The organism is Sphingomonas sp. 3-13AW, from assembly GCF_049311085.1.
In the GTDB taxonomy this organism is placed as follows: domain Bacteria; phylum Pseudomonadota; class Alphaproteobacteria; order Sphingomonadales; family Sphingomonadaceae; genus Sphingomonas.
Window position 1 is genome coordinate 266,021 of record NZ_JASNVZ010000001.1, and the last position, 21,453, is coordinate 287,473.

A 21,453-nucleotide genomic window follows, 5' to 3' on the forward strand; every position below is an offset into this window, starting at 1 on the left:
GCGCCACGGAGGAGCGTCAGGGGGAAAGGGCCTCTCTTCGTAAAGCATCATCGGGGTCCTCGATCCGGGTTCTATGGTGAGAGTTCGCCGTGGTCCATCGGACGACGGATGGGTGGTGGGCGCACCGCAGCGGCGTGATACCGGCACGCGTCCGCAAAGGCGCTGTGTTCCCAAAAGCTTAGTGGAGCGGCTCGACTACTCCGCAAGGGGTATTGCCTCGACGAAAACTCGCGATACGGACTGTTGAGCCCATCTCCGGTGGGTGGTGGCGTTACGCGATCTGCGCGTGACGTCGCCCTCTCTCAATAAGGAGGGGTCGCAATGCAATTTGGTGACACTCTCGACATGACGTCGAGCATCGTGACGGCGTTCGTATCGAAGAACCAGATCGGCATGCGAGACCTGCCGGTCGTGATCCGCAGCGTACACGAAACGCTGGAGGATCTCCGCTCTAGGCGCGATGCGTCCAGGGCCAGCATCTCCGAGGAAGACTCAACGAAGATCCGCGAGGAGGTCCCCGAGGCCACTTCGGCAGTTCCCGAGCAAGCGCCGCCCAAAGCGGCGGAGACAACCCCGGAGGCGCAGCTCGCGGAAGCCTCGCGCCCGAAAGCGGTCAGTCCGAACGTCCTGGAGGATACCGCAGATGGGACGATCCGGAATGGCATCAGGACCATCTATGACAACCACCTCGTATGCCTTGAAGACAACCGCGACGTGGTTTTCCTCACCCGGCATCTTCGTCGCCTGGGGATCTCGCCCGACCAATACCGGGCGAAGTGGTCCTTGCCGGCTTCCTACCCCATGGTCGCCCCAGCTTATTCGGCTAAGAAGCGAGATCAGGCGCTCGCCTCAGGGCTTGGAAAATCAGGAGGTATCAGGCCGCGTCCTGATACCAAAACGCCTCCGGCCGAGCCGGAACCGCCCCAGCCTGCGGCTCGCCGGCGTCGATCTGGGATTCTGACCCCGAAGTATGGCGCGTAATCTCCCGCCCCTGAAGGTTTACTCCTCGAAGCGAAGGTGATCAGCCGCGTACTCTGCGTCGAAGCGGCGCTTGTGCACTCGAATGATCGTGACAAGCGCCAAAGGATACAAAAACGTTGACAGTAGAATATTCCCGATTACTACTGCTTCAAACATTTCGTGATATGGGAATTGCTTAGAAATCATATGGAGCATCAAAATTGAGAAAGCTCCTTTGACTCCAGCCGCGGCAAGAACTTTCCACCAATGCAACGGAATAGTGACGACCTTATCAGTCCACCTGCTGAGCCGCGCAAAAATACCTAGCATGGCCATACGAATGTATGTCGCGCCGATGAAGACTGCGGCGATCTCTCGCCAGTAGCGATATAAAATCTCAAGGCGGACCATGTTAGCCATGGAGATGAAGAGGACAGTTGCCGCAAGGATCGCTGCAAACTGGATGTTCCCACGAACGACCCGGTAAGCCGCTGCGTCCTTCACCAGACTATCGAAACCGGCAATGAAGTTCCTGATTGCGCTTGCCGCCCCTCGGTTGCCGGGCTCGTTCATCTCTTTTTCCGTGTCACGCAGCCGCCGGGTGATCACGGAGTTGGCGAACATGATAGATACGATGACGGCGAGGATGCCCGACGAGTGCAGATGCTCGGCTGCTGCGAAGGAGCCAAGTGCCATGGCCAGAACCAGCATCGTCTCTGTCATGGCATCGTGAACCCAGCGCAAGGCCTGAAGTCCAACCCAGCCAATAACGAGGCCGACGACAAGCGCGCCTGCAACCATCTGCAGCGAGTAGGTCACGGGATCACCTGCTGCGCGCGCGCCGCCGTAGCCCATCAGGGTCAACGACACCGAAAAGGCGATAAGTGCGGTGGCGTCGTTGAAAAGGCTTTCACCTTCAGCGAGCACCTTGAGGTTGTGCGGCAGGCGAAAGCGGCCAAAGACCGAGCTAACGGTCACCGGATCGGTCGCAAGCACCATGCAGAAGAGCGCCGAAACCGCAGCCGGCTCGAGATGGTAGTCCGGAAGCATCACCCGGTTCAACAGAATGGCGGTCCCGACCGAGAGCAGGATCATGATGCCGGCGACATACCCCAAGCTGAGTGCGTTGCGTCGGATCTCGTCCCACCGGAGGGCCAGCGCGTCTGAACAGATAAGGATCGGCAACATGAGGTAGGTCAGACTGTCGAAATCCTGATCTGTCATCGAGAGCCGTTGGTGGCCCAGCGTCGAAAGACCGATCACCGATAGGATAATCGTGATTGGCGTGGGGACGCCCCACCGGTGCTGCAGAAGCAGCGAGGTGGCCGCGATGGCGACCGTGAACAAGGCAATCTCGAGCAAGAGCTTCTCCGTCCTTCTATCTCATCAGCGTCGGCGCGCCTCGGCCTCGTCATCGCCGAGCTGGGACAGGAGGGATCAAGACTGAGGCGGTCGTGGCCCATTGGAAGCAAGTTTGATTGCCTCCCTCAGCCAACGGCGCTGCCGGGAAGTAACGCAGCATAGCAGGGCCGCCCTCATCCTCTTGATGTGGGCGAGGCGCTCGGCGGACGTTTCTTCCTCTTTCATTCTCCGTCCCCTTTGATGCGCGCGATATCGATCAACTCGATCTTGCGCCCGTCCACTGAAACCACAGTGAACCGCAGGCCTTCATGCTCGAAGCTATCCCCCTCTTCCGGGATGCGGCCTGCGATCGCGAGAAGGTGACCGGAGATCGTTTCGTAGTTCCGGTTGCTCTCGCCCAGGGGCAAGGTGAAGTGCGTCTCGATATCGACCACGCGCGCAAGACCACGTACTCGCATCCCGTCGGCCGATGCAGCGACGATCAGATCGTCGTCTTCGTCATCGGCAAGATCGCCGGCGATGACCGCGAAGATGTCCGTGGTGGTGACTACGCCTTCGACGTTTCCATCCGCATCGGTGACGACGGCGAACCGCTCGTCTCGTCGACGCATTTCCTCCATGAGCTTGGAAGTCGGCATAGTACGGAGCACGTACATCGGGCGAGAAGCCAAGGTACGCACATCGAGATCTGGTGCGATGATGAGCGCCTTCAGAGCGGCGCGGACATCGATCACACCCAGGACGTGATCAATGTCGTCGGCGCAGAGTAGAACCCGGGTACGGCCGTTCTCAAGGAGAGTGCCCCGGATGGTCTCCATGTCGGCATCGGCCCGGATCCAGACGATCTCCGGTCTAAGTGTCATGATCGATCGAACCGGTAAGGACGGCAGAGATATCACGCCACGGATCATGCTGCTCTCTTCGGGCGCCAGCTCCCCCAGCGGCTCCTGACCGTGTGGCATCGGACCGCTATCGGGCTCCGTGGAACCACCAGGCGCCGGCGAGAGGAGCCTCTGGATCGCCGCAGCTGCTCGCTGGCGACTGGGCAGGCTCATCGCTGCCTTGCGGCGTCGATGTCCACCAAGCTGATTAAGAGCTTCGATCAGGAGTGAAAATCCGATGGCAGCATACAGATATTGCTTGGGAAAATGGAAACCGAGCCCTTCCGCCAAAAGGCTGCAACCGATCAGAAGGAGGAAGCTGAGACACAGGATGATCACCGTCGGATGTCGCGAGACGAAGTCCGTGAGAGGCCGTGAGGCTGCGATCATGATGCCCATCGAGAGGATGACAGCGGTCATCATCACCCATAGATGCTCAACCATCCCGACCGCCGTGATGATCGAGTCCAGGCTGAAGATGGCGTCTAGAATGACGATCTGCGCGATGGTTACGCCGAAGGACGGCGTACGTCGGTCATCCTCCGCGCTCTCGGTATGCCCTTCCAGGCGCTCATGGATTTCGGCAGTCGCCTTGTAGAGGAGGAAGACGCCGCCGACGATGAGAACGAGGTCTCTCCAGGAGAAGTCTCGCCCTGCAAAACCGAAGACCGTCTCGGTGAGCCCAACCAGCTTCGACATGACGGCGAGCAGACCCAGCCGCATGGCCATGGCCATACCGAGACCGATAAGTCGGGCGCGGTCACGTTGATGGGGTGGGAGCTTCCTGGCGAGGATAGCGATAAACACGAGGTTATCGATGCCAAGGATGAGCTCGAGCACGACGAGCGTCGCCAAACCGGCAACTATCTGTGGGTCTATCATAATGTCATTCCTAGGGGCGGCAGCGACCCTTCAGCTTACTGCTGCGGTCGGCTTCGCTCTTATTTTCCGTCAAGCTTCTCAGCTGTCTCTGACCGCCGCCGAAGCCTGCTGGGCTCTATCCTACAAAAGGGCGGCCAGAACCTGCGCTTCGCTGGTCGAGCTGCGTCAGGAGATCCATGGCTTCTCGGGCGATCGTCCGAGCGGCAGTGATAGCAGTTGACCGAGCCGTGCCCGGTAACCCGCGAGATCGCTCCCTGTCAGCTGGCTGGTGGACGTGAACTTCACAGTCGCCGGATCGATCGCTTGCCCGTGGCGCCGCAATTCGTAGTGCAGGTGAGGGCCTGTCGCGAGCCCGGTCGCGCCTACGTAGCCAATTATCTGCCCCTGCTGGACCAATTGCCCAGCACGGGCCGTAAGCCGGCTCATGTGCGAGTATGTCGTTGTAAGACCGGCGCCATGCTGAAGTTCGATGTGATTTCCATAGCCACCGGAGTTCCAGCCGGCCGTCCTTACATAGCCCGTCTGAACCGCGAGGATCGGCGTGCCGTAGCCAGCCCGAAAATCCATACCTTTGTGCATCCGGGTATAACCCAGGATGGGGTGATGCCGGGGTCCAAAGTTAGAGGACACAACCCCGGGCACGGGCCGCTGGATCGCTTGATACGTCCGGCCGACCTCTTCTGCTTCGAACCAGGACCGGCGCCCGCGGAGTTGCCACTCGGCGAGGCGTACGTTCACACCGTCGGTGCGATACAGCCCGGCGTACATGATCTTCCCGATCTCAGGCTGTCCTTGCGCGTTCAACTTCCGAGCGAGCACAACGTCAAAACGATCTCCCGGGCCGACGGTGTCCGGCGACACCTCACGTGAGATCAGCTTTACATACTGCTCGACTTCGCCGTCGGGGACCCCGGCGGTTTCAAGGGCGGGGCGTAGATCGACATCGACCTTGCCATAGATGCGCAGGGGCTCGATCTCAGCAGCCGCCGGGGCGCCGTGCCGAGCGGTCGCCACCGTGTCATGCTTACCCCAAGTAGCTATTGCGGGGTAAGGAGTACCGGCTGGCGCCGCAGCCGACGCTCTGCTGCCACTAGCCTCGCCGTAAACGGAGAAAGCCGCAACAAGGAAGGCGAGGAGGCCTACTCCCGCAGTGCCGTGTCCAACCCACCGCCGTGCTTCCACGGTCTCGCGCAGGACGTCCCGACGCGTGCGAGCGACCTTCTCGGGGCGGCGCGTGACTGTGCGACGCCACATCAAAGGGTGTTCGTCGCCGAGCGGTGCTTTCGAGGCTGCGGAGTTCATCTTTCCATCCTGGTCGCACAAACGTGCTCAGGAACGGTTTTAGGATGGTTCTCGGCTCAGCGGAAGCCTTCTGGTCGGCTTACGACCCGTGCCGCGATCGCCCAGGCACACGGCCCGGCGAGTCTGCGCCTGCCTCGGCCGTCAGCGTGCTCCTATGGGGCGGCGGCGACCTCGGGGAGATTCGTTGCGGATCCTTGTACGAGCGCAAGCACCTCTTCGCTTCCGCTTGATCCTGAGCCGCCTTCCTGGACGATACGCGCTTCCATATCTTCGAAGAGGGAGACACGCTTGACCGGTGCTTTACCCCGCTTCCGGGCGTCGTAAGCGAGATAGCGCATCATGGAAGCGACTGATTTGCCGATTGCATCCGTGTCGAGCGAGAGATCATGGTGGCGCTTGTAGAACTCACCGTCGTGCTCGTGCGTGTCCGTGTCCGGGCCCTCATGCATGAACTCATGCAGCATGAGAGCCGCGAGGCGGGTGCAGCCCTGATATCCTTCGCCGATCAGGGGTAGCATGTTCTCGTTAAACCACACATGGCCAACCCCGTCTGTCCACGCCTGTGCGACATCAGAGTGTCCAATACCGATCTTCCGGGGACGCTGTCGGGTGGCCTCCGCGATCGGGTACATGCCCGCTTCGAGCACACGCCTTAAAATCTTTTGGCGAGGGTTGAGCTTCTTTTCCGGGATCGGCTCGAAGCTCTCGGTGACCAGGGTGTCGAACACAGAAACGTCGACTGCCTTCGCCTGGGCCAGAGCGGCACGTAGGGTATTATATGGTTGGTTGTCACGATACGAGCCGCTCTCGCCGGCCCAGGTCGACACTACGTTACGCAACTTCGCGATGAAGTCGTAGATGTCCTTTGCATCGAAGCGATCGAGCGTCTCTTGCGCGACTGCGGTGCCCAGAATCTGTTGCGCGACGGTGATTGCCTGACGATTGCCACGCGGGGTAGCGAACACCCTTTCTGCGTGCTGGATTCTCCGGGCAAAATCGTTCAGCGATAGGTGACGCCCTTCCACATCGGTTATGACCGGAACCTCAATCGCCCTCGCCGGGTCAACACTTCCTTCGAGGATCCTACCAGCGAGGTGCGCTCTCTCGTACTCTGTGATGCGCTTCTTGCGGGTCACCTGCGTATCTGAATGACGTCGGAGCTCAGCTTTGATGCCGGCGAATACCTTGCAGGTATTCTGCACGTCGTTGCGGGCGAAGTTGACGTCCAGGCGGCTCTTCGAGACGACAACCCCGCCGGTGCCGAAGCGATGCGCCGGCGCATGTGTCACAAGGACACCGAGATTGTAGATGGCCAGGGTGCCCTTGCTAGGCGCCAACTTGAACCATGCGTCGTCGGTTTCGACATCCCACTTCGCAGAGGATGGATCCTCGCTGATCAGCCTGTCGTTCAGGTAAACTGGGGTGCCGACGTAGGCGACCCACTGCTTCAGATCCCGCTGGATGGAATCGCAGTCCGACGGCAGAAGTGCATCGTAAAGGTCGATTTTGATTCGGCAGCCACTGAAAGCCTTGGATGAGGCAACGCTGTCGACGAGGTCGTAATCCAGCCCCTTGTTTTTGATGTCGACCTGCATCACGAAGGTGTTCGTAGTCCACTGGTTGACCCCAAACGCCATCATCTGTCCGCGGCCCATGCGGAAACGACCGTAAACCGCATCACCTTCTTCGTGCGGAGTACCAAAGGTCTCGAAGTATTGTTCGATCTCATGGCGATCCGTGAAGCCCTTGCCGTTGTCCGAGATGATGACCCGACCCGTATCGATCGAGATATCGATACGGGTTGCTCCCGCATCCACGCCGTTCATGACGCCTTCGAGAATTGCTTTTTGAAGCGTGCCAGCCTGTTTCGTAATGACATCGAACAGCAGGTTCGGGTGCATCACGAAGGTGCGGCGCTCCGCACTTTTCGAGTTTGTCATGGGTTGTTTCCTTTAGACATCAGGCGAGGTGAGTTCACGAGCAGATGATAAAGGCGCCGGAGATCTGCTCCGGCGCCCCAGCGTCGTGCGCTTCGATTAGAAGCGGTAGCCGATGCCGAACCTGCCCTGGTCGCGGCTAGCGTCGATGAACGTCGCGGTGTCGATGCGGTACTTGGAATAGTTCACGTGCAGGTATTCGCCCTTCACGTAGAAACGACCGATCGGGAATTCGACACCGGCACCGACATGGAAGCCGTCCCGGTTCACGCCGGCCCGGACACTTTCGTCATATGCGAAATCGGTGTACTCGACCGAGACGCGGCCGTTCGAATAGCCGCCCTTTGCGTAGACGAGCGCGTCCCCCGCGAAAGCGAAGCCCAGCCGAGCGCCGACATTCAGGTTGCGCTTCGACTTGAAGCACAGTTCGTCCGTACCGTAGACCTCACTGCACAGCTCGGCCGTGCTATACTCGCCCCCCACGTAGGAGCCGAATACCACTCGGTTGATCTGCACATCGTAGCCGAGCTCGGCGCCGAACGAGGCGCCCTTGGAGTTCACGCTGGCAGTGGTGAAGGGCGTGCCCGCTTCCGTGGAAACCTTGAGGTCGTAGGAATTGCGGTCATAGCCGACTTGGCCTTCGGCCCGGATGCCGCCGAAGACGGCTTCGGCCGGGACATAAGCTTCGTTGACGATTTGAGCCTGGGCGGGGGCGGTGAAGGCGACGGCAACCGCAGCTGCGAGGATGAGCCTGGAGATCTTCATAATGTCTTTCTTGGTGGATGGCTGACTGTCAGATCAGCTGTTGAGGCGCCTCCCTGAGGAGGTGGCTGCACGTTTTGCCCCCATGAAGGGGACGCACGTTTGGTGACATGCCCCCAGGGCATGTAATCTCGCTGGTGTCCCGAGGCTTTACGGGTCTGCAGGCGTCGAGCCGGGCTCTGCCTACTCATTTGCCACGCCCTATCAGGGCCGTGGGCGAGACAGGTTCGGAGGGAAGCTCAGGGCAGGCGGCGCGACGCTGAAATAAGCGCGTGCACGGTCTCTGCTATCGTCTGGCGCTGATCGCGATCGGCGGCCGCTCTTTTCCAACTCCAAAACGCCCGCACTACCCCTGCGCAGACGCGTCTACGGACGCACCTACGACAGTGGTAGCGCGGACCAACGTTCAGTTGGCGGTTACCGTCACGTCGTCCAGCCAAGACGAACCACCGGAGGGAGCGTAGTGATAGAAGCCGATCTGGACGATCCAGCCGGTTCCGACGAACGTACCGGTATGATGCACCCACTGGTAGTCGGTGTTGGTAAGCTGACGGTTCTCGATCACCTTACCTTGCGCGCCGTAGGAGTTCATGAACAAGCCGCGCTTGATGTACGCCCAATAGCTCAGGGTGTACGTCTTCCCAGCGACCGTTTGGATATACTGACGAAGCTGTCCGTTGGGGTCCATCTTGATGCTGGTGCTACCGCCATGAGCCAACGTAGCCGTCGCGGTAACGGGCATCGAGTAGTTCCACGCCGTCAGGCCAGATTCGAACCCGCCGTTCACAAGCGACGTAGTGCAGGTTTCGACGTTTATCACCGTCTGGGAGGCAGCTGGCTTTGGCCCCATCGACGAGCAGAACGAATCCGAGACCGTGGACGAGATGTCATCAATGCGAGTGCATTCAACTCGACGCGTTTGGACGTCGGCTTCAGAACAGGAGTAGGTGGATTGCCAAGGGTACGTCGTCCACTTGTACTCGCAGCCCGTGTAGATGCTCGTCTGCTCAAGCTTTTCCGGGCGAACACCGGTGCACTTGTTGTCTTCGACAATCGTCTTGTCCGACCGTTCGCATTCCACCGCGCGGCGGCGCGTCGCCGTTGCCGAGCAGGCGGAATCATAGTTGGACCATGCACCGGTGGCCCACGCATAGGTACATGCGTTGTAGTTGGTACCCTGTCGTTCGGTGATTGGGCGCTCACCAGTGCACAGGTAGTCTTGCACGGCGAGGCCGTCAGTCCGCCGGCAGACCGGCGTCCGAGTTTCCGTTACTGGACCGCAATATGCGGCGGAGGTCCACTGCCCGGGATCCCACTCGTACGTGCACCCGCTATAGTTGCTCGACCGTTCGATCTTGCTTGGCGCATCTCCTTCGCACAGGGAATGATCCCGCGTTACGATGCCGGTGCTCGTCTGACACGTGATTTCGCGGACACGGGCTGCTTGATCCGAACAGCTCGAGTCCCATGCCCCCCAGGCACCTGCATGCCATGAGTACTGGCAGGCCCGGTAATCTTGGACCTGAGCGGTGTTCTCGGGGCGAGCGCCCTCGCAATGATCGTCACTCACGACAGCGCCGTTGCTGCGGCGGCAGGCGAAAGTTTCTGTGATCGTGGTGTTGCCGCAGGCAGGAGTGGGTGCGCTCCATCCCATTGAGCCCCACTCGTACGAGCAGCCGGTGTAGATGTCCGAGATCTCTGTGCTGACCGGCCTCGTGCCGGCTTCAAGGCAAAGTGCTTCTTCCGCGGCAGGGGTGCCGTCATCCCGGACGCACGTCACAGTCCTGTTGCGCGAAGCCCCAGCTTGGCAGGTCGAGCTCCACGCCCCCCACTCGGACGCCTCGTAGCGATACGAGCAGGCACCGTAGTCGGTGACCACTTCGGCCTCCGCAGGGCGGGTAGCAGAGTCACAGAACGTTCCTTCGACGCCCGTGCCGTCAGTGCGAGTGCAGGTGACCTGGCGCGTCTGAGTTACCTGACCGCATCCTTGTGGCTTCGACCACGGCGTCGTGGTCCAGTCATAGGAGCAACCGGAATAGATCTCGCTCTGCTCGGTGCTCGGAGGGGTGGGGCCCACGCAGTTTGCGTCAGCACTAAGCTTTCCATCAGAACGGATGCACTTCACCGAGCGATTTCGCACGGCCTTCGAAGAACAGGCGCTATCCCATTCGTTCCACGCCGATATCTGCCAGTCAAAGCCGCACGCCCGATAATCCTCGTCTTGCACTACGGTTTCGGGATTGCCGCCGCACATCTCCGCGTCGACGGACTTGCCGTCGCTACGGATGCACGCTGCCGTCCGTGTTTGCTCGACCTTGCCGCAGCCTGGTGTTTCCGTCCAAGGCGTGAACTCCCACCTGTAGGTGCAGTCCTCCGTCGTCTCCAACAAGCGGCTTGTCTCAGGCTTTTCGCCGCCGCATTGCGAGTCCTCGGCTCCGCTCCCGCTTTCGCTCACGCACCGCACGATCCGCGTCTGTTCGTGACTGCCACACATGGTGACAGGCCCCGCCGAGACCCACTCGGATTCCTCCCAGCGATACCCGCAACTTTCAAATACGCCCGCCTCTTCCATGGTCGCCGGCCGGCTGTCCGAAGGGCACTGTTCGTTCGGAAGCAGCGTGCCGTCAGAGCGCTCGCAACGCACCTGTCGGTAGCGCTCGGCGCTCGGGGAGCAGTACGAATCCCACTCTGACCACGGCCCCGACACCCATTCATTGGTGCACAGGCTATAGTCCACGCTTGGCTGGACGGTTTCGCCCTTGCGCGTCTCGCACTGATCGTCGGAGAGAGGCGTACCGTCGGACCGAACACATGTAATCGTTCGGCTCTGCGTGGTTTGCCCGCACGCTGGAACAGGGTCGCTCCAAGGGCTTGGCTGCCAGACGTTGAAGCAGCCACCGGTCCGGGGCTCCATACGTTCTGTCTCGGGCTTAGCCGACGCATCACAACGCCCGTCAGGGACAACCACGCCGTTCGCTACGCATTCCACGAGCCGCTGCTGAGGCGCAGCGTTGGTGCACATCTCGGTCGACGACCACGTCCAGTCACCGGCTCGCCAAACCCCGGGACCACCCGGGTCGACGATCGGGCCTCCCGGCGTGGGAGTACCTGGTGCGGGGGTCGAGCCAGCTCCTGAACGAGGAATGGCTTTCCGCATGATGACGACGTCACTGGACTGCGACTGCGCTTGAGCCAGAGACGGAACCAGAATGGCTGCGGAGGCGAGGAGGCGGAGGGTGCGTACAGACATGGTTGCCTTTTTAGGACAAATGGACGGCTTTTGCCATCCTGAAACACGCAAAGATTATCCGGAAATGCGCTCTGAACGGCCCGGCATTTGTCCCGATTTCGATCCCCGGATCCCCCTTCGGCGGCAGGAGAAAGTCAGGGTTCGCCGTAAAGTGTTCCCGCCACAGCATATTTTGAGGCTTGGCTTGCGGCCGGCACTCAGATCGATAGCGGGGTGCCAGGCTAAAGAACCGAAAATTTTATTCTATCGCGCGGCGATGCAGACCCGCCCACCCGACCCCTGAGGCGGTTGCGGGGCTCAGCCTAGGTCAAGAAAGGCTGGGACGGGGTATTACCAGCCGCATTAGCATGACGGCGATCAGTGTCGCGAGCAAGGCTCGTCAGCCGAGCCATACGCGTGCCCTGTCAGCCCAGTCGTAAAGCTCTTCGAGGCGTCCGTTCAACATTTCCACAGCTTCGACGTCTTCGCCTCCGGGCTTGCTCAGGCTCGCGACCGTGTAGCTCTCGAGGTCTTCGACCGCTTCATCGAGGTGCATTTCGTAGTCGTCGCTCGTGACATCGAAAAATGCAGCCGGGAGCCGTTCCCGCAGCGTCCGCGCGATCCGGTTAGCGACGTCTACCACCCGCTCGACGCTTTGGTCCCGACTTTCGTTGATGATCGGCCGGATCTCCGCCGTGTACGTCCAGATCGGTTTTCCCGCGGCGCGGAGCTCACGCGCCGTTCGGTGCGCTGCGACAATCGAATCTATGGAGCGGGCCATCTGTGTTCCTTCATCTTCGCTTATACGGCTGTCGAACGAGACTGCCATCTGTGCTGATTGGTCTCAGTCCCAAGGAGCACCCTCACTTGGCTTGAGTATGTCGCATCGGCGGACTTCGCGGCTGCCCTACAGACGGGTGCTGAGGCCGGTCATTTCGGTAAACGTCTCTCTCAGATTTTCGACGTACACGCACTCGCAAAGCTCCAGCCGCGTTACAGCGTGGTTCACCACCTTGAAGGTTTCAAGCGTGTAGTCGTCGTTGCCCGTGAGCACGATGCGAATCCCGGTAGCGCGCCCCTTCGTCATGCTCGCCGGAAGCCGGAAAGTCAGGCTGTTGCTATCTCCCGCAAAAGACTTCGCGCCCGTCATGGCCACGAAGCGGTTGCCGCCCAACTGGGTAAGGGTGGTCCGGGGAACAGTGAGATCGGTCGCCATTTTTGCATCCTCTCGATTTTCAAACGATGAACTCAACAGGCGCTGCATCGAGGTCCTAAGGCTCCGCCGCCTGGCTGGCCTGGATCGATGTTAAGCGGGCGCGCTCGATCCGAGATGAGGTCAGGCAATGTCTCTCAGGACAAAGAACTGACTGGCATCGTCAGTCGCCTTGCACCTCGTCTGAGAGTTCAAAGAGGACGGCCAGGGCTTTCTGGTTGCGCTCGATTTCGCTGCGAATCCGGCGCATGCTCGCATCTGCCTCGCTGGCGACCAAAGCAAGGGACAGAAAGGGATACCTACGGGTCACCTCCTGCGCTTCCGCGGCCCCCATGCCTCGCGCCCCGCTACCCGTGCGCAGGATCGTCAGCGAAGCCTTCTCAGAAAGGGGGATGCTATCGACAAGATCGATTGCTTGCTGCTCGCTATAGCGCCCGCGCAGGGAGTCCATGGCCTCGGCCAGTTCGCTTCGAGCAATATGGAAGCCGGCGTCCCACCGGCCTTCTCTCAGCAGGTCGCTGGCGCGCACGACGGCTGTCTTCATTTTCGATCCTTTCTGTCTCATTGTGGGCAGACCCGGGGTCAATCTTCAGGGTTTTCACGCTCCAGCCGATATACATCGACCAATCCACGATCGACACGGGCGAGCCGCGCGATGTGGGTAGCGAATTGTTCCGGGTCGGCATGGGCGATCGCTTGGGCTGGCGCAAAACCCGCTGGGACAGGGGCCGCGTTGTTCATCACGACGAGACGCAGATTGCCCCGCATCGCGACGTGGGGATAAATGGCTGCGAGAAGCGCGTCTGCAGATCGCGGATCCGAGCCCCAGCCCGTCAGATAAATGATCTTCACACCTTTGTCGGCGAAGATCCGAGGCAGAACGAGCGCTGGATCTGATCCTCGGGCGAGCCATTTTACGAGGCCGTGTTCCTCGCAAGCCTGATTAAGGCTCTGCACATCAATACCAGCGTTTCGGAACGCCAGCACGACCGGCCTTGCGGCGCCCCAGTGACGGGCATCTACATGCAGGGCCGTCACATGTTCGGAACTGCGCGAGAGTGCTGACCGGACGATCTCTAGATTCTCGTTTCTGGAAGTCATTCAGAAATCCTTTCGTACCCTTCTCACACGAGCCACGCTTGCAGTCGCCTCAGCAGTTCTGGATGAACTGAGTCCCGACACTTCCCATCCGATAACGTTTTCGGATACGCTACTCTCCGACCAAAGGGAGAGTCACAATGTCGGGAAATTTCCTCAAGGGCCTTCTTGCTGGGGCAGCGCTTGCCTCCGCCGTCCCCGCACAGGCTGAAATCACTGCTCCGGGTGCCGATCGCGCCGCGGTCGCGATCATCGACATCTCCGCGGACAAGATCGACAATCCCGACCCTAAGGTGCGCTTTATCAATCTTACACCCGCTCCCCCTGAGGGCCGGACGTTCGCCAAGAGCCGCAACGGGAATGGGGACCATGGCGATTACGTGGCTTCGGCGTTCGTCAGCGAGTATCGCAAGATGAACGCATCGTCCGCGATTGATATCTACTCAGTCAATCCGTTTCTCCAGCAGAATTCGCGCATGACGTTCAACAGGAAGGCGATCACCGATGCGATCCCGGTCCTGAAGCAGAATGGCGTGAAGGTCGTGATCACCGCCTTCGGCATAGAGAACAAAGAGGCCGGGGAATCGATCGTGAACCAGTTCCGCAAGGCAGGCATGGTCGTCTTCGCCGCAACTCCGAACTCCGAACGGGATGAAGGCATCTATCCGGCCGCGAACAAGGGGGCGATATCGGTAGCCGACGACAACGGTTCACGCGGCGCGCTTGCCCACCGGAAGGACTGGGCCTCGTGGGTTGATTTCGCGATCGACGGCAACCAGCAGGGGCAAAACGGCCAGTGGGCTGGCGCGTCCTTCGCTGTCGGAAAGGCCGCTGCATACGGCGTGCTCCTTACCAAGGCGGATCCATCTCTAACGGTGGATGATGTCCGCCAGGGGATGACGAAGTATTCTGATCCATCTCGCTACGGAGCAGTCCGAACCGTCGGCGGCCGCGGTATGGTTGCAGCGTTCTCCACCCCGGAGGTTGTCGCGCATCTCGCGTCCCTCAAAGCCCCGGTCCAAGGGCAGGTGGTTCAATCCGCGCAACTGACTGCGCGTCCCGCTTTGGCAGCGATCTCGGCCCAAGGGCAGGGGCCAGGCTTCTGAGCCGCGCGTTGCTGTAGTATTTGGCTTCTCACTACGCACCCCGTCGGTGCAGTTTGGAAGCGCGAAAACCAGGTTCTCCGGAGCGTCGGACTTAGCTCGACGTTCCGGAGATCTCCGTCCCGACAATGGCCATGATGGTCTGATCGCCCCGATGGATCGCACAAGCGAGCCGGTGCCACCCATCCCAGATGATGACGCCGCCTCCTTCGATGCTGATCACCACCGGTGAATGGAATTCGAGATCGGCGAAGCTGGGATCGGATCCACCTCCGCGCACGATCTCGTCCTGGTAGAATGCCTCCCAGTCGGTGGAGGTCTGGCGGAACAGCTCAAGTGGTTGCCGCTCCTCGAGCGTCCATCGGAGGAGGTCTGGCGGGCTCATTTCAGTAGTAGCCCATCCCACGTACTGGGCCGCCCACGAGCGGAGCCCAGCCTCGTCCAACTCGCGCCAGACCTGGATCGGTTCATCATCTCCGAACATGGCTTAGATCCGTTTCCGCTTCTGCTTCTGGTTTGTTTTTGTCCACAGTTCGTAGACACGTGGCCCATGTAGATCCCGATGGTAGCTGGTGTTCCGCAGGATGCGGTATTCGGTCACCGCATTGCGTGTGCACCAGTCGGTGATCAGGCGGCGCATTTCCCAGCCGCTCTCGTTGCCGGTATAAATCAGGTCGTCGGGCGGACAGTCAAAGCTCGCGCACGAGAAGCGCAAGGCGTATCCGTCGTTCCGCAACGTAGCTTCGATGACGGCCCACCTGGAGCTACCGTCGTACCATCTCATAGTCGGTACCAGGGCATGAAACGGCAATCGTCCTCGGCCACTCTACATCTCCTTCCCGATTCCGCACGCCGCCTCGACCAAGATCAGCGATCCTGGCCGGGCTCATGACCTCTACGACCGTAAACATGGCGGGTGCCGCGGGTTTACGTCCCCACGGGCGACAAGAGCTCAGTCGCACGACCGCGGCCGGCGATACCCTCAACGAGATCCAAAAGTCGTTCGGCAGTGCGAGCGTCTCTTTGGCTAAGCGCCAGGAAGCTATGTCTAAGCCCGGCAATAGATGCTTGATCCGACTGGCGATCCACCCGCAACAGCTCCACCAAATCCATGACGATGCTGAGGCCGGCGGGCGGCAGGGCGTCGGCGGTCTGGTTCACCAGCTGGACGAGTTGTTCGCACGCAGCAGCATCAGCCGGGTGAAACTCTGGCCGTTCGTGATCCGGATCCAAGCCTCCCTCGATACACAGCTCGCGGTACCGAGGAGTGTCCCAATGGTAGTCGGGTTCTTCAATGGGAAACGCGGCAACAGCCTTGAGCCATGCATTAGTCGTGGGCGGCAACGTGCCCTGAGTAAAAAACCACGGCGGGTTATCCACGTCGAGGATGCTCAGATGTGTGCGACCACGCAGTGGAAGCACCCTGACTGCCATTCGCCGGCCGTCCTCCGACGTCACGATCACCTCGCGAACGTTCTCGTTCCGCGGGTTGCAGCCGCTCATTCACTCTCTCCGGTATGCTCTGGGAAAACGTGGGGCGTAGCGAGCGGGCGCGGGCCACCTGCGTCGACGACCACATGATGGGCGAACGAGGCGTTGAGATGCTGAGGCTCAAGGCTGGATCGCTCCTGCATGCCCGCCAGTTCGGCGATCTCTCCAGCATCCTGGGTCGTCACGCCGCGGATCATGCTGACAACCTGGTCGAAGCGGGGGCAACACTCTGGATCTTTTCCCCACCAGCGCCGTGGATGCGCCAGTGGAAGGCGCTGGTCCACGATTAGCAGGGCTGTGCCCGGAGGGGCGCCATCCGAGAGGATGCGCTCGATTTCCGGGATTGGAGGCAGCTTGGCCGCTTCGTCGATGATGATCTGGAGTGACCTCGCAGAAGGGCCCTTTTCGGAACGCCATCTCGCCACAAGGTCAAGGGCAAGCGCAGCAAGCGGGCCTGCGCCAAGGTTCTGTTGAGGATAGATGAAGGCGGTTGTCGCCTGGTCCCGGTCAGCGAACGCGCGGATGATCGATGCCCCGTCGTCCGGCATGACTGGATCAAGGACCTTGCGCACCAACGAGCATTTCGCGATGATCAGGGCCTGGTCCACAGTACCAAGGATGCCGCTACGCTCTCTTGGCGCCATCCTGATGAGTGGCGTCACCTCGGATGCAATCTGCGCCGGCGCCCCGGACGCGAGGCAGTCTTCTACAACCAGCATCAGAGCGTCATCCAAGCCACTACGCAGGACGCTGGATAGCCAATCGACGACAGCGGGAAGCGAGGCGATACGAGTCCGATAACCGTCAGTCGGGATGCGGTGCGGATGCAGCATCAGATATGAGCAGAGTGCGGCGAGCAGCAGACGTGCGCGTTCTTGGAAGTAGGGGGTACCGCGGCCACCCAGGGGCACCAAGACGCGAGCGACGCGGAGCGCGTGGCCCCAAACGTCTTCATCGACGGCAAAGTCCGGATGAAGAGGGTTGAAGGCAATGGTCTCGCCGCCCTGCAGCGGTGCCTGAGCCGAGATGTCCAGCACCAAGATGCGCGATTCCGTTCGGGCATCAAGAGACAGGGTTGCACGGAGGATTTCCAGCTTCGGGTCGTGGATGATCTGAGAGGCATCTGGTGACAGCGCGATGGTCGGCAGGACGATGCTCATCGTCTTACCGACGGCCGGCTCACCAACGCAAAGCACTGCGGCTTGGCGCGAGCTGCGAACAAGGCGCTCATCGGCGACGCCTAGAACGATACCTTCCCCGCCTCGGACGTTGAGGATCCGGTCCTCGCCCGATGGTTCCGATCGCACGGGAGGAGAGGAGCCGGCGATGATCGGCGCGCGGTCGCCCCTCGGCCCTGCTCGTGGATCTCCGGCGCCCTGCTGGATCAATGCGGAGCCTGGCATAGCATCGAGCTGCGTAGCCGGCTCGCCACCGGACCGGACATCAGCAGGATCGGCGAGGAAGGCGCCCCAGTGGGCGCGGCCGGCTCGCCGAGCCACGATGTCGAGGCATTCCTGGTAGGTTTCGGCGCGAGTTCGCGCGAGGCGGCGGGCGGCGCGCTTGGCGTCCGCAATCATGCGCGATTTGTTGTGAGTCATGGCGTGACGACGCTCCAGATAGGGCTTCTTGGATCGCACCGTCCGCTCATGCGCGCCGCGCCCCGTTGGGAGGGTCGGGGGCCTGGTCGATCAGCGGTCCCAGGCCGGGTTCGTCAAGGCGGACGACCGGCCCCCGCGTGGGCCGTGCCTTCTTTCTGGATGAAATTGGTAGGCGCGTCAATACTTGCCGAAGGGGCCGCCTTGCTCTTGCCCCTCGGCGCGTGGGGTCAGGCTCGATTTCTCTCCAAATAGCCGGCGATAACAGACCGCATTCCCTCAAGGGACTTCTTGCCGAAATTTGGCATCTCAAGGAGTACGTTATCCGCCGGGTGCTCGACGTCGCCAGTAAGCATCCGGAGAGGGCCGCGTTGATCTGCGGGAAGCGGTTTCGACGCTCAGTCGGCTACCTTTCGACTCTCCACGTCAGGACGTCGTGAGTTTCGCCAGCAGCGTCCCGGACATTCTTCATACTACTGGTTACGACGAGACCTTCCTCCCGCAGAGCTGATTTGGTTTTTGCAAGCAGGCGCATGGGGCGGTCAATTCCGGCGAGCCAGAGCGAAACATCGCTGATGGCTCCACCTGCCTTCAGATGCGATACCGCCCAAGCGGTTTGTTCATGCTCGGACTCGCACTCATAAAGCCTTTTGCCCATTTTGCCTCCTGTTATGCGGTCATGCCGCCTTTGCGACGAACTCTGACTTACATGATTGCCAGTTCCAGGTCAGTAATTCGTCGAGCCGGGACTGGGGTATGTCGGCGATACGGGCGAGTACGTCGGCAAGCCAGGCCTGCGGGTCGTTGCGGCCTCCTTTGGGAGGAGCGCCTCTCCACCAGCTCTTGCGAATGGTAGGCATCAGAGTTCGCTCCTATCAGCGAATAGAGGGCGGCTGCTCCATCTTATGGTTGGCCGCCCAGAAGACGGCTCGGGCTGGCTCTCGCCGACATGCTGCGAGATGATGGCGCTTGCCAAAGTCATGTCGATCACCTGCTTGTCACGCTTGGAATAGAGCGCGTTCAACTGCGACAGCTTCTGCTTGGCGTTGTGCACGAGAAACAGGCCGTTAGACGCTTCGCGATGCATACCGCCCGAACCAGCAACGAGCGTCTGCCCGTGCGAGTTAGCATGCTCGATCGCTACAGGGTCGATAAAGGGAGTAAACGCTATCCCCTCAAGCCGGGGGTCGCGCGGGTTCTCGTCTTGGTACATCCACAGCAGTTCGATGACCTCTACTTCCCGCTCCTCGGTCGGACGAGCCACCACGAGATGGCCACGGACCCGACGTGCAGCCGCGCAGCCGTCAAGCATATCTTGGAGTTCGGCATCGGGGTCGTCAATCGGCTGCAGATTGTAGCGAAGGCGCTCGTAGTGTTCCTCCATGCGAGCCGCCTCCTCCAGTGAGATCGGCTCGTACGGTCGGACGGACGGGGAGGGGCGGGCCGAACGGAGTGAACGCTGCAAGTCGCCCCAGGTCGCAAAGCCCTTCTCGCGGGCGAGTGCATTCAATTCGGCTTGATGCGGAGTTCCGTTCGCTACAGCGCGCAGACGTGCCTGCTTCTTGAGATTCCGAATGGTCTTCATCGAACGCGGTCCTTGCCTTCGTCGGATTTGCGCTCGCTGCCCGCTGGCGACCACTTCCGACTAGGTTGGACGGTCGAAGGTTCACATTTGTCGCCGCTCCCGGTGGGTTCGCCGTTGCGGGCGGAAGGCCTGCGGTGTGGCCTAGAGATGTTGTAGGATCTACCGATACGAGTGGTCAAGACATGGATCTTGCCTTTGTGCGCGCAAAACTTCGTGATAAGGGGACGGGACCCGCGCTTATGACAGCCGGTGAACGAGCTCTGCGTAAGCTCTCTGCGCAAACGCCTCCGGAGACACCCCGGGAAGGTTACACGTCGTCCCCGGTCGCGCTGCCGTTGTACCGCGAGGGTCGGTCGTCCGTTTGTGATAGAAGTCGCGGGTGACGAAGGCGATCATGCCATCTCCATCGGACCGAGTGCCATGCGGCTCGTCAGAGTTAATCACGAAGATAGTGCCAGGCTTCAACTCGAACTCAGCGTCACCGACAAACATCACGTGCCGGCCCTCGGCGATGACCACCAGCCCGTACGTGTAGCCAGCGCCATCCTGGTGCTCTGCGATCCCTCCTCGATGGGCGTAAAGATCACCACACCTAAGGGTGAGAAAGGGCCCATTGCTCAACGTGATCTCTTGATCGAGGTACGATCGACAGTTTTCGTTGAGGTACGCGCGGACATCATCCGCCACACCTGGGGCGATCTTGACGGCGTCCGGAAGGATCCTCGGAGCAACGAAGTCGACTGCGAGCGACGCGGTTGCAGCGCCCAGGGACGCTCGCTGATCTCCCGCGGCTGTCTGCGTCAGCAGCCGTTCCGAGGCCAGGAGGGCAGGTGTTGACGCGGCCTCGTCCAAGCGTGGCTCTAATAGCATTGTGGTTTCCCGACCCGCCGCAGTCACGATCATGGCTTGCGCACCGAACGGCTGAGGCTGCGGCTCATCTTCACGCCCGACAACACCGAGTAGCTACCGTTGGCCCGTCGCGAGATCGTTGCCGGGCCAAGGCCCTGCCTGTCCATCTCAGCTACTTTCATGCGCACGGTTTCGCGTTGCTCCTCCGGGACCTCAGCGATGGTCACAACGCGGGAGCCCGCACCCGTTCCGGTCATGGTCGCCAGGACGTCAGCCAGATCCATTCCGCGCATTTTCCTCATGTTTTTCCCATCCTTATCGCATTCTAGGTCGCGCCTTGATCTGCTCCTCGGCGAGTTGGAAATTCGTAGAGGCAGTTGCAGTGCGCTTCAGGCCTTCAGGACAGAGTGCGGCACCGGCGGCTGTATGTGCAGTAGCAGGTCGAGCGCAGCCGGCCTGCCTTCTTCGTTCAGTCGGGCACGCATTGCGGCGATCTCCTGCGGGTCAAAGGGGCAGGGGACGAGCATCTCGCCCATAACCTCGGGGTGACGCTGTCGAAGGACCGCGATCAGGAAGGATCTGGGGTCGAGACCTACCTCCTCCGCGATGCGTTCGGCGGAGCCGATCGGGACGGGATACAAGCCGGTAGCGTAATGGCTCAGCTGCGAGCGGCTTTTGTAGCCGAGGGCGCGGCGGATCTCGCTTTGGGTACGGTTCGAGGCCTGGATCGCCGCGTCCAGCATGACACTGGCAAGCGTGTCTTGGTATGCGTGATTATCATTCGAATTCGGACGACGCCTTGCTGGCATAGGAACTCCTTGTTGAGGATGGATCATCTCATGCGTTGCTGGCACGTGTCGAGCGACACACATCCAGATTTCGTGCACATCGCTCACGATCTGTCGGGCCGGTCCGTCGTGAGTGTGAGCCGCAGTTAGAGCTTGGGGACTCGATGTCCTGGTCGGGGTCGGAGGTTTGCGAAGGCAGGGGATGCGCCCCGCAAGCACGCCCTCGCAACGAGTGATGCGATAGCGATGCGAAGTAGCGCCAGATACCCGGCATCTGGCCCGCCCCTTGAGCAAACCGGACGTCCAGGTGCAGCAGCGTGGAAGGGCAATCGCGTCGGTACATCTCCGCCGCCAGCTTTAAGCACTTGCAAAGGCGGCGGTGCCGCCAGCTCGAGCGACACCGCCAGATGCCATAC

The 21,453-nt window shown here is 60.8% G+C and carries 22 protein-coding genes and 1 pseudogene; 3 read left to right on the forward strand and 20 right to left on the reverse strand.

Annotated features, from left to right (window positions below; translation table 11 throughout):
- Positions 1-321 precede the first annotated feature (321 nt).
- On the forward strand, positions 322-981 hold the full coding sequence (locus QP045_RS01415) for a MucR family transcriptional regulator (protein WP_422513165.1): 660 nt from the start codon (positions 322-324) through the stop codon (positions 979-981).
- 18 nt (positions 982-999) lie between these two features.
- Here QP045_RS01415 and QP045_RS01420 read toward each other — a convergent pair whose 3' ends face one another.
- From QP045_RS01420 to QP045_RS01445, 6 genes are all read right to left on the reverse strand, one after another.
- The gene (locus QP045_RS01420) at positions 1,000-2,322 is read right to left on the reverse strand and encodes a cation:proton antiporter (RefSeq protein WP_422513166.1); all 1,323 of its coding nucleotides are present in this window, start codon (positions 2,320-2,322) and stop codon (positions 1,000-1,002) included.
- Between the two features lie 221 nt (positions 2,323-2,543).
- Positions 2,544-4,085: a TerC family protein gene (locus QP045_RS01425; RefSeq protein ID WP_422513167.1), complete on the reverse strand. Its 1,542-nt coding sequence runs from the start codon at positions 4,083-4,085 to the stop codon at positions 2,544-2,546.
- Between the two features lie 165 nt (positions 4,086-4,250).
- A complete protein-coding gene (locus tag QP045_RS01430) occupies positions 4,251-5,099 on the reverse strand; it encodes a M23 family metallopeptidase (protein WP_422513168.1) in 849 nt (282 codons plus the stop codon).
- A gap of 440 nt (positions 5,100-5,539) precedes the next feature.
- On the reverse strand, positions 5,540-7,327 hold the full coding sequence (locus QP045_RS01435; RefSeq protein WP_422513169.1) for an ATP-binding protein: 1,788 nt from the start codon (positions 7,325-7,327) through the stop codon (positions 5,540-5,542).
- Between the two features lie 96 nt (positions 7,328-7,423).
- The gene (locus QP045_RS01440; RefSeq protein ID WP_422513170.1) at positions 7,424-8,089 is read right to left on the reverse strand and encodes an outer membrane protein; all 666 of its coding nucleotides are present in this window, start codon (positions 8,087-8,089) and stop codon (positions 7,424-7,426) included.
- A gap of 403 nt (positions 8,090-8,492) precedes the next feature.
- Entirely contained in the window at positions 8,493-10,823 is a 2,331-nt protein-coding gene (locus QP045_RS01445) for a hypothetical protein (RefSeq protein ID WP_422513171.1), read from the reverse strand.
- Between the two features lie 499 nt (positions 10,824-11,322).
- Here QP045_RS01445 and QP045_RS01450 point away from each other — a divergent pair, with 499 nt between their 5' ends.
- Positions 11,323-11,619, forward strand: a complete 297-nt coding sequence (locus QP045_RS01450) for a hypothetical protein (protein ID WP_422513172.1) — start codon at positions 11,323-11,325, stop codon at positions 11,617-11,619.
- Between the two features lie 96 nt (positions 11,620-11,715).
- Here the strand turns inward: QP045_RS01450 and QP045_RS01455 are convergent, their stop codons facing one another.
- The 4 genes from QP045_RS01455 to QP045_RS01470 form a co-directional block, all read right to left on the reverse strand.
- A complete protein-coding gene (locus QP045_RS01455; RefSeq protein ID WP_422513173.1) occupies positions 11,716-12,096 on the reverse strand; it encodes a hypothetical protein in 381 nt (126 codons plus the stop codon).
- A 126-nt stretch (positions 12,097-12,222) separates the two neighbouring features.
- Positions 12,223-12,531: a hypothetical protein gene (locus tag QP045_RS01460; RefSeq protein ID WP_422513174.1), complete on the reverse strand. Its 309-nt coding sequence runs from the start codon at positions 12,529-12,531 to the stop codon at positions 12,223-12,225.
- 160 nt (positions 12,532-12,691) lie between these two features.
- On the reverse strand, positions 12,692-13,072 hold the full coding sequence (locus tag QP045_RS01465; RefSeq protein WP_422513175.1) for a hypothetical protein: 381 nt from the start codon (positions 13,070-13,072) through the stop codon (positions 12,692-12,694).
- A 38-nt stretch (positions 13,073-13,110) separates the two neighbouring features.
- A complete protein-coding gene (locus QP045_RS01470) occupies positions 13,111-13,629 on the reverse strand; it encodes a hypothetical protein (RefSeq protein WP_422513176.1) in 519 nt (172 codons plus the stop codon).
- A 137-nt stretch (positions 13,630-13,766) separates the two neighbouring features.
- Between QP045_RS01470 and QP045_RS01475 the strand changes: the two genes are divergently transcribed.
- Positions 13,767-14,732 (forward strand): S8 family serine peptidase, encoded by a 966-nt coding sequence (locus tag QP045_RS01475; RefSeq protein WP_422513177.1) that lies wholly within the window; start codon positions 13,767-13,769, stop codon positions 14,730-14,732.
- A gap of 91 nt (positions 14,733-14,823) precedes the next feature.
- On the opposite strand, the gene QP045_RS01480 is transcribed toward QP045_RS01475, so the two are convergent.
- From QP045_RS01480 to QP045_RS01525, 10 genes and pseudogenes are all read right to left on the reverse strand, one after another.
- Positions 14,824-15,213 (reverse strand): hypothetical protein, encoded by a 390-nt coding sequence (locus QP045_RS01480; RefSeq protein WP_422513178.1) that lies wholly within the window; start codon positions 15,211-15,213, stop codon positions 14,824-14,826.
- 3 nt (positions 15,214-15,216) lie between these two features.
- Positions 15,217-15,444, reverse strand: coding sequence for a hypothetical protein (locus tag QP045_RS01485; RefSeq protein ID WP_422513179.1), 228 nt, complete (start codon positions 15,442-15,444; stop codon positions 15,217-15,219).
- A gap of 212 nt (positions 15,445-15,656) precedes the next feature.
- A complete protein-coding gene (locus tag QP045_RS01490; RefSeq protein ID WP_422513180.1) occupies positions 15,657-16,232 on the reverse strand; it encodes a hypothetical protein in 576 nt (191 codons plus the stop codon).
- Entirely contained in the window at positions 16,229-17,857 is a 1,629-nt protein-coding gene (locus QP045_RS01495; protein ID WP_422513181.1) for a type IV secretory system conjugative DNA transfer family protein, read from the reverse strand. The genes QP045_RS01490 and QP045_RS01495 overlap by 4 nt, the downstream gene beginning before the upstream one ends.
- 364 nt (positions 17,858-18,221) lie before the next feature.
- The gene (locus QP045_RS01500) at positions 18,222-18,473 is read right to left on the reverse strand and encodes a hypothetical protein (protein WP_422513182.1); all 252 of its coding nucleotides are present in this window, start codon (positions 18,471-18,473) and stop codon (positions 18,222-18,224) included.
- 19 nt (positions 18,474-18,492) lie between these two features.
- Positions 18,493-18,618 (reverse strand): annotated as a pseudogene (locus tag QP045_RS01505) (transposase domain-containing protein); the annotation flags it as partial.
- Between the two features lie 56 nt (positions 18,619-18,674).
- A complete protein-coding gene (locus QP045_RS01510; RefSeq protein WP_422513183.1) occupies positions 18,675-19,400 on the reverse strand; it encodes a hypothetical protein in 726 nt (241 codons plus the stop codon).
- Positions 19,401-19,637: 237 nt separating this feature from the next.
- Complete coding sequence (locus QP045_RS01515; RefSeq protein WP_422513184.1) at positions 19,638-20,303, reverse strand: AraC family ligand binding domain-containing protein; 666 nt, start codon at positions 20,301-20,303, stop codon at positions 19,638-19,640.
- On the reverse strand, positions 20,300-20,533 hold the full coding sequence (locus QP045_RS01520; RefSeq protein WP_422513185.1) for a hypothetical protein: 234 nt from the start codon (positions 20,531-20,533) through the stop codon (positions 20,300-20,302). Before QP045_RS01520 ends, QP045_RS01515 begins: the two co-directional genes overlap by 4 nt.
- Positions 20,534-20,638: 105 nt before the next feature.
- Complete coding sequence (locus QP045_RS01525; RefSeq protein WP_422513186.1) at positions 20,639-20,992, reverse strand: hypothetical protein; 354 nt, start codon at positions 20,990-20,992, stop codon at positions 20,639-20,641.
- Positions 20,993-21,453: the final 461 nt, after the last annotated feature.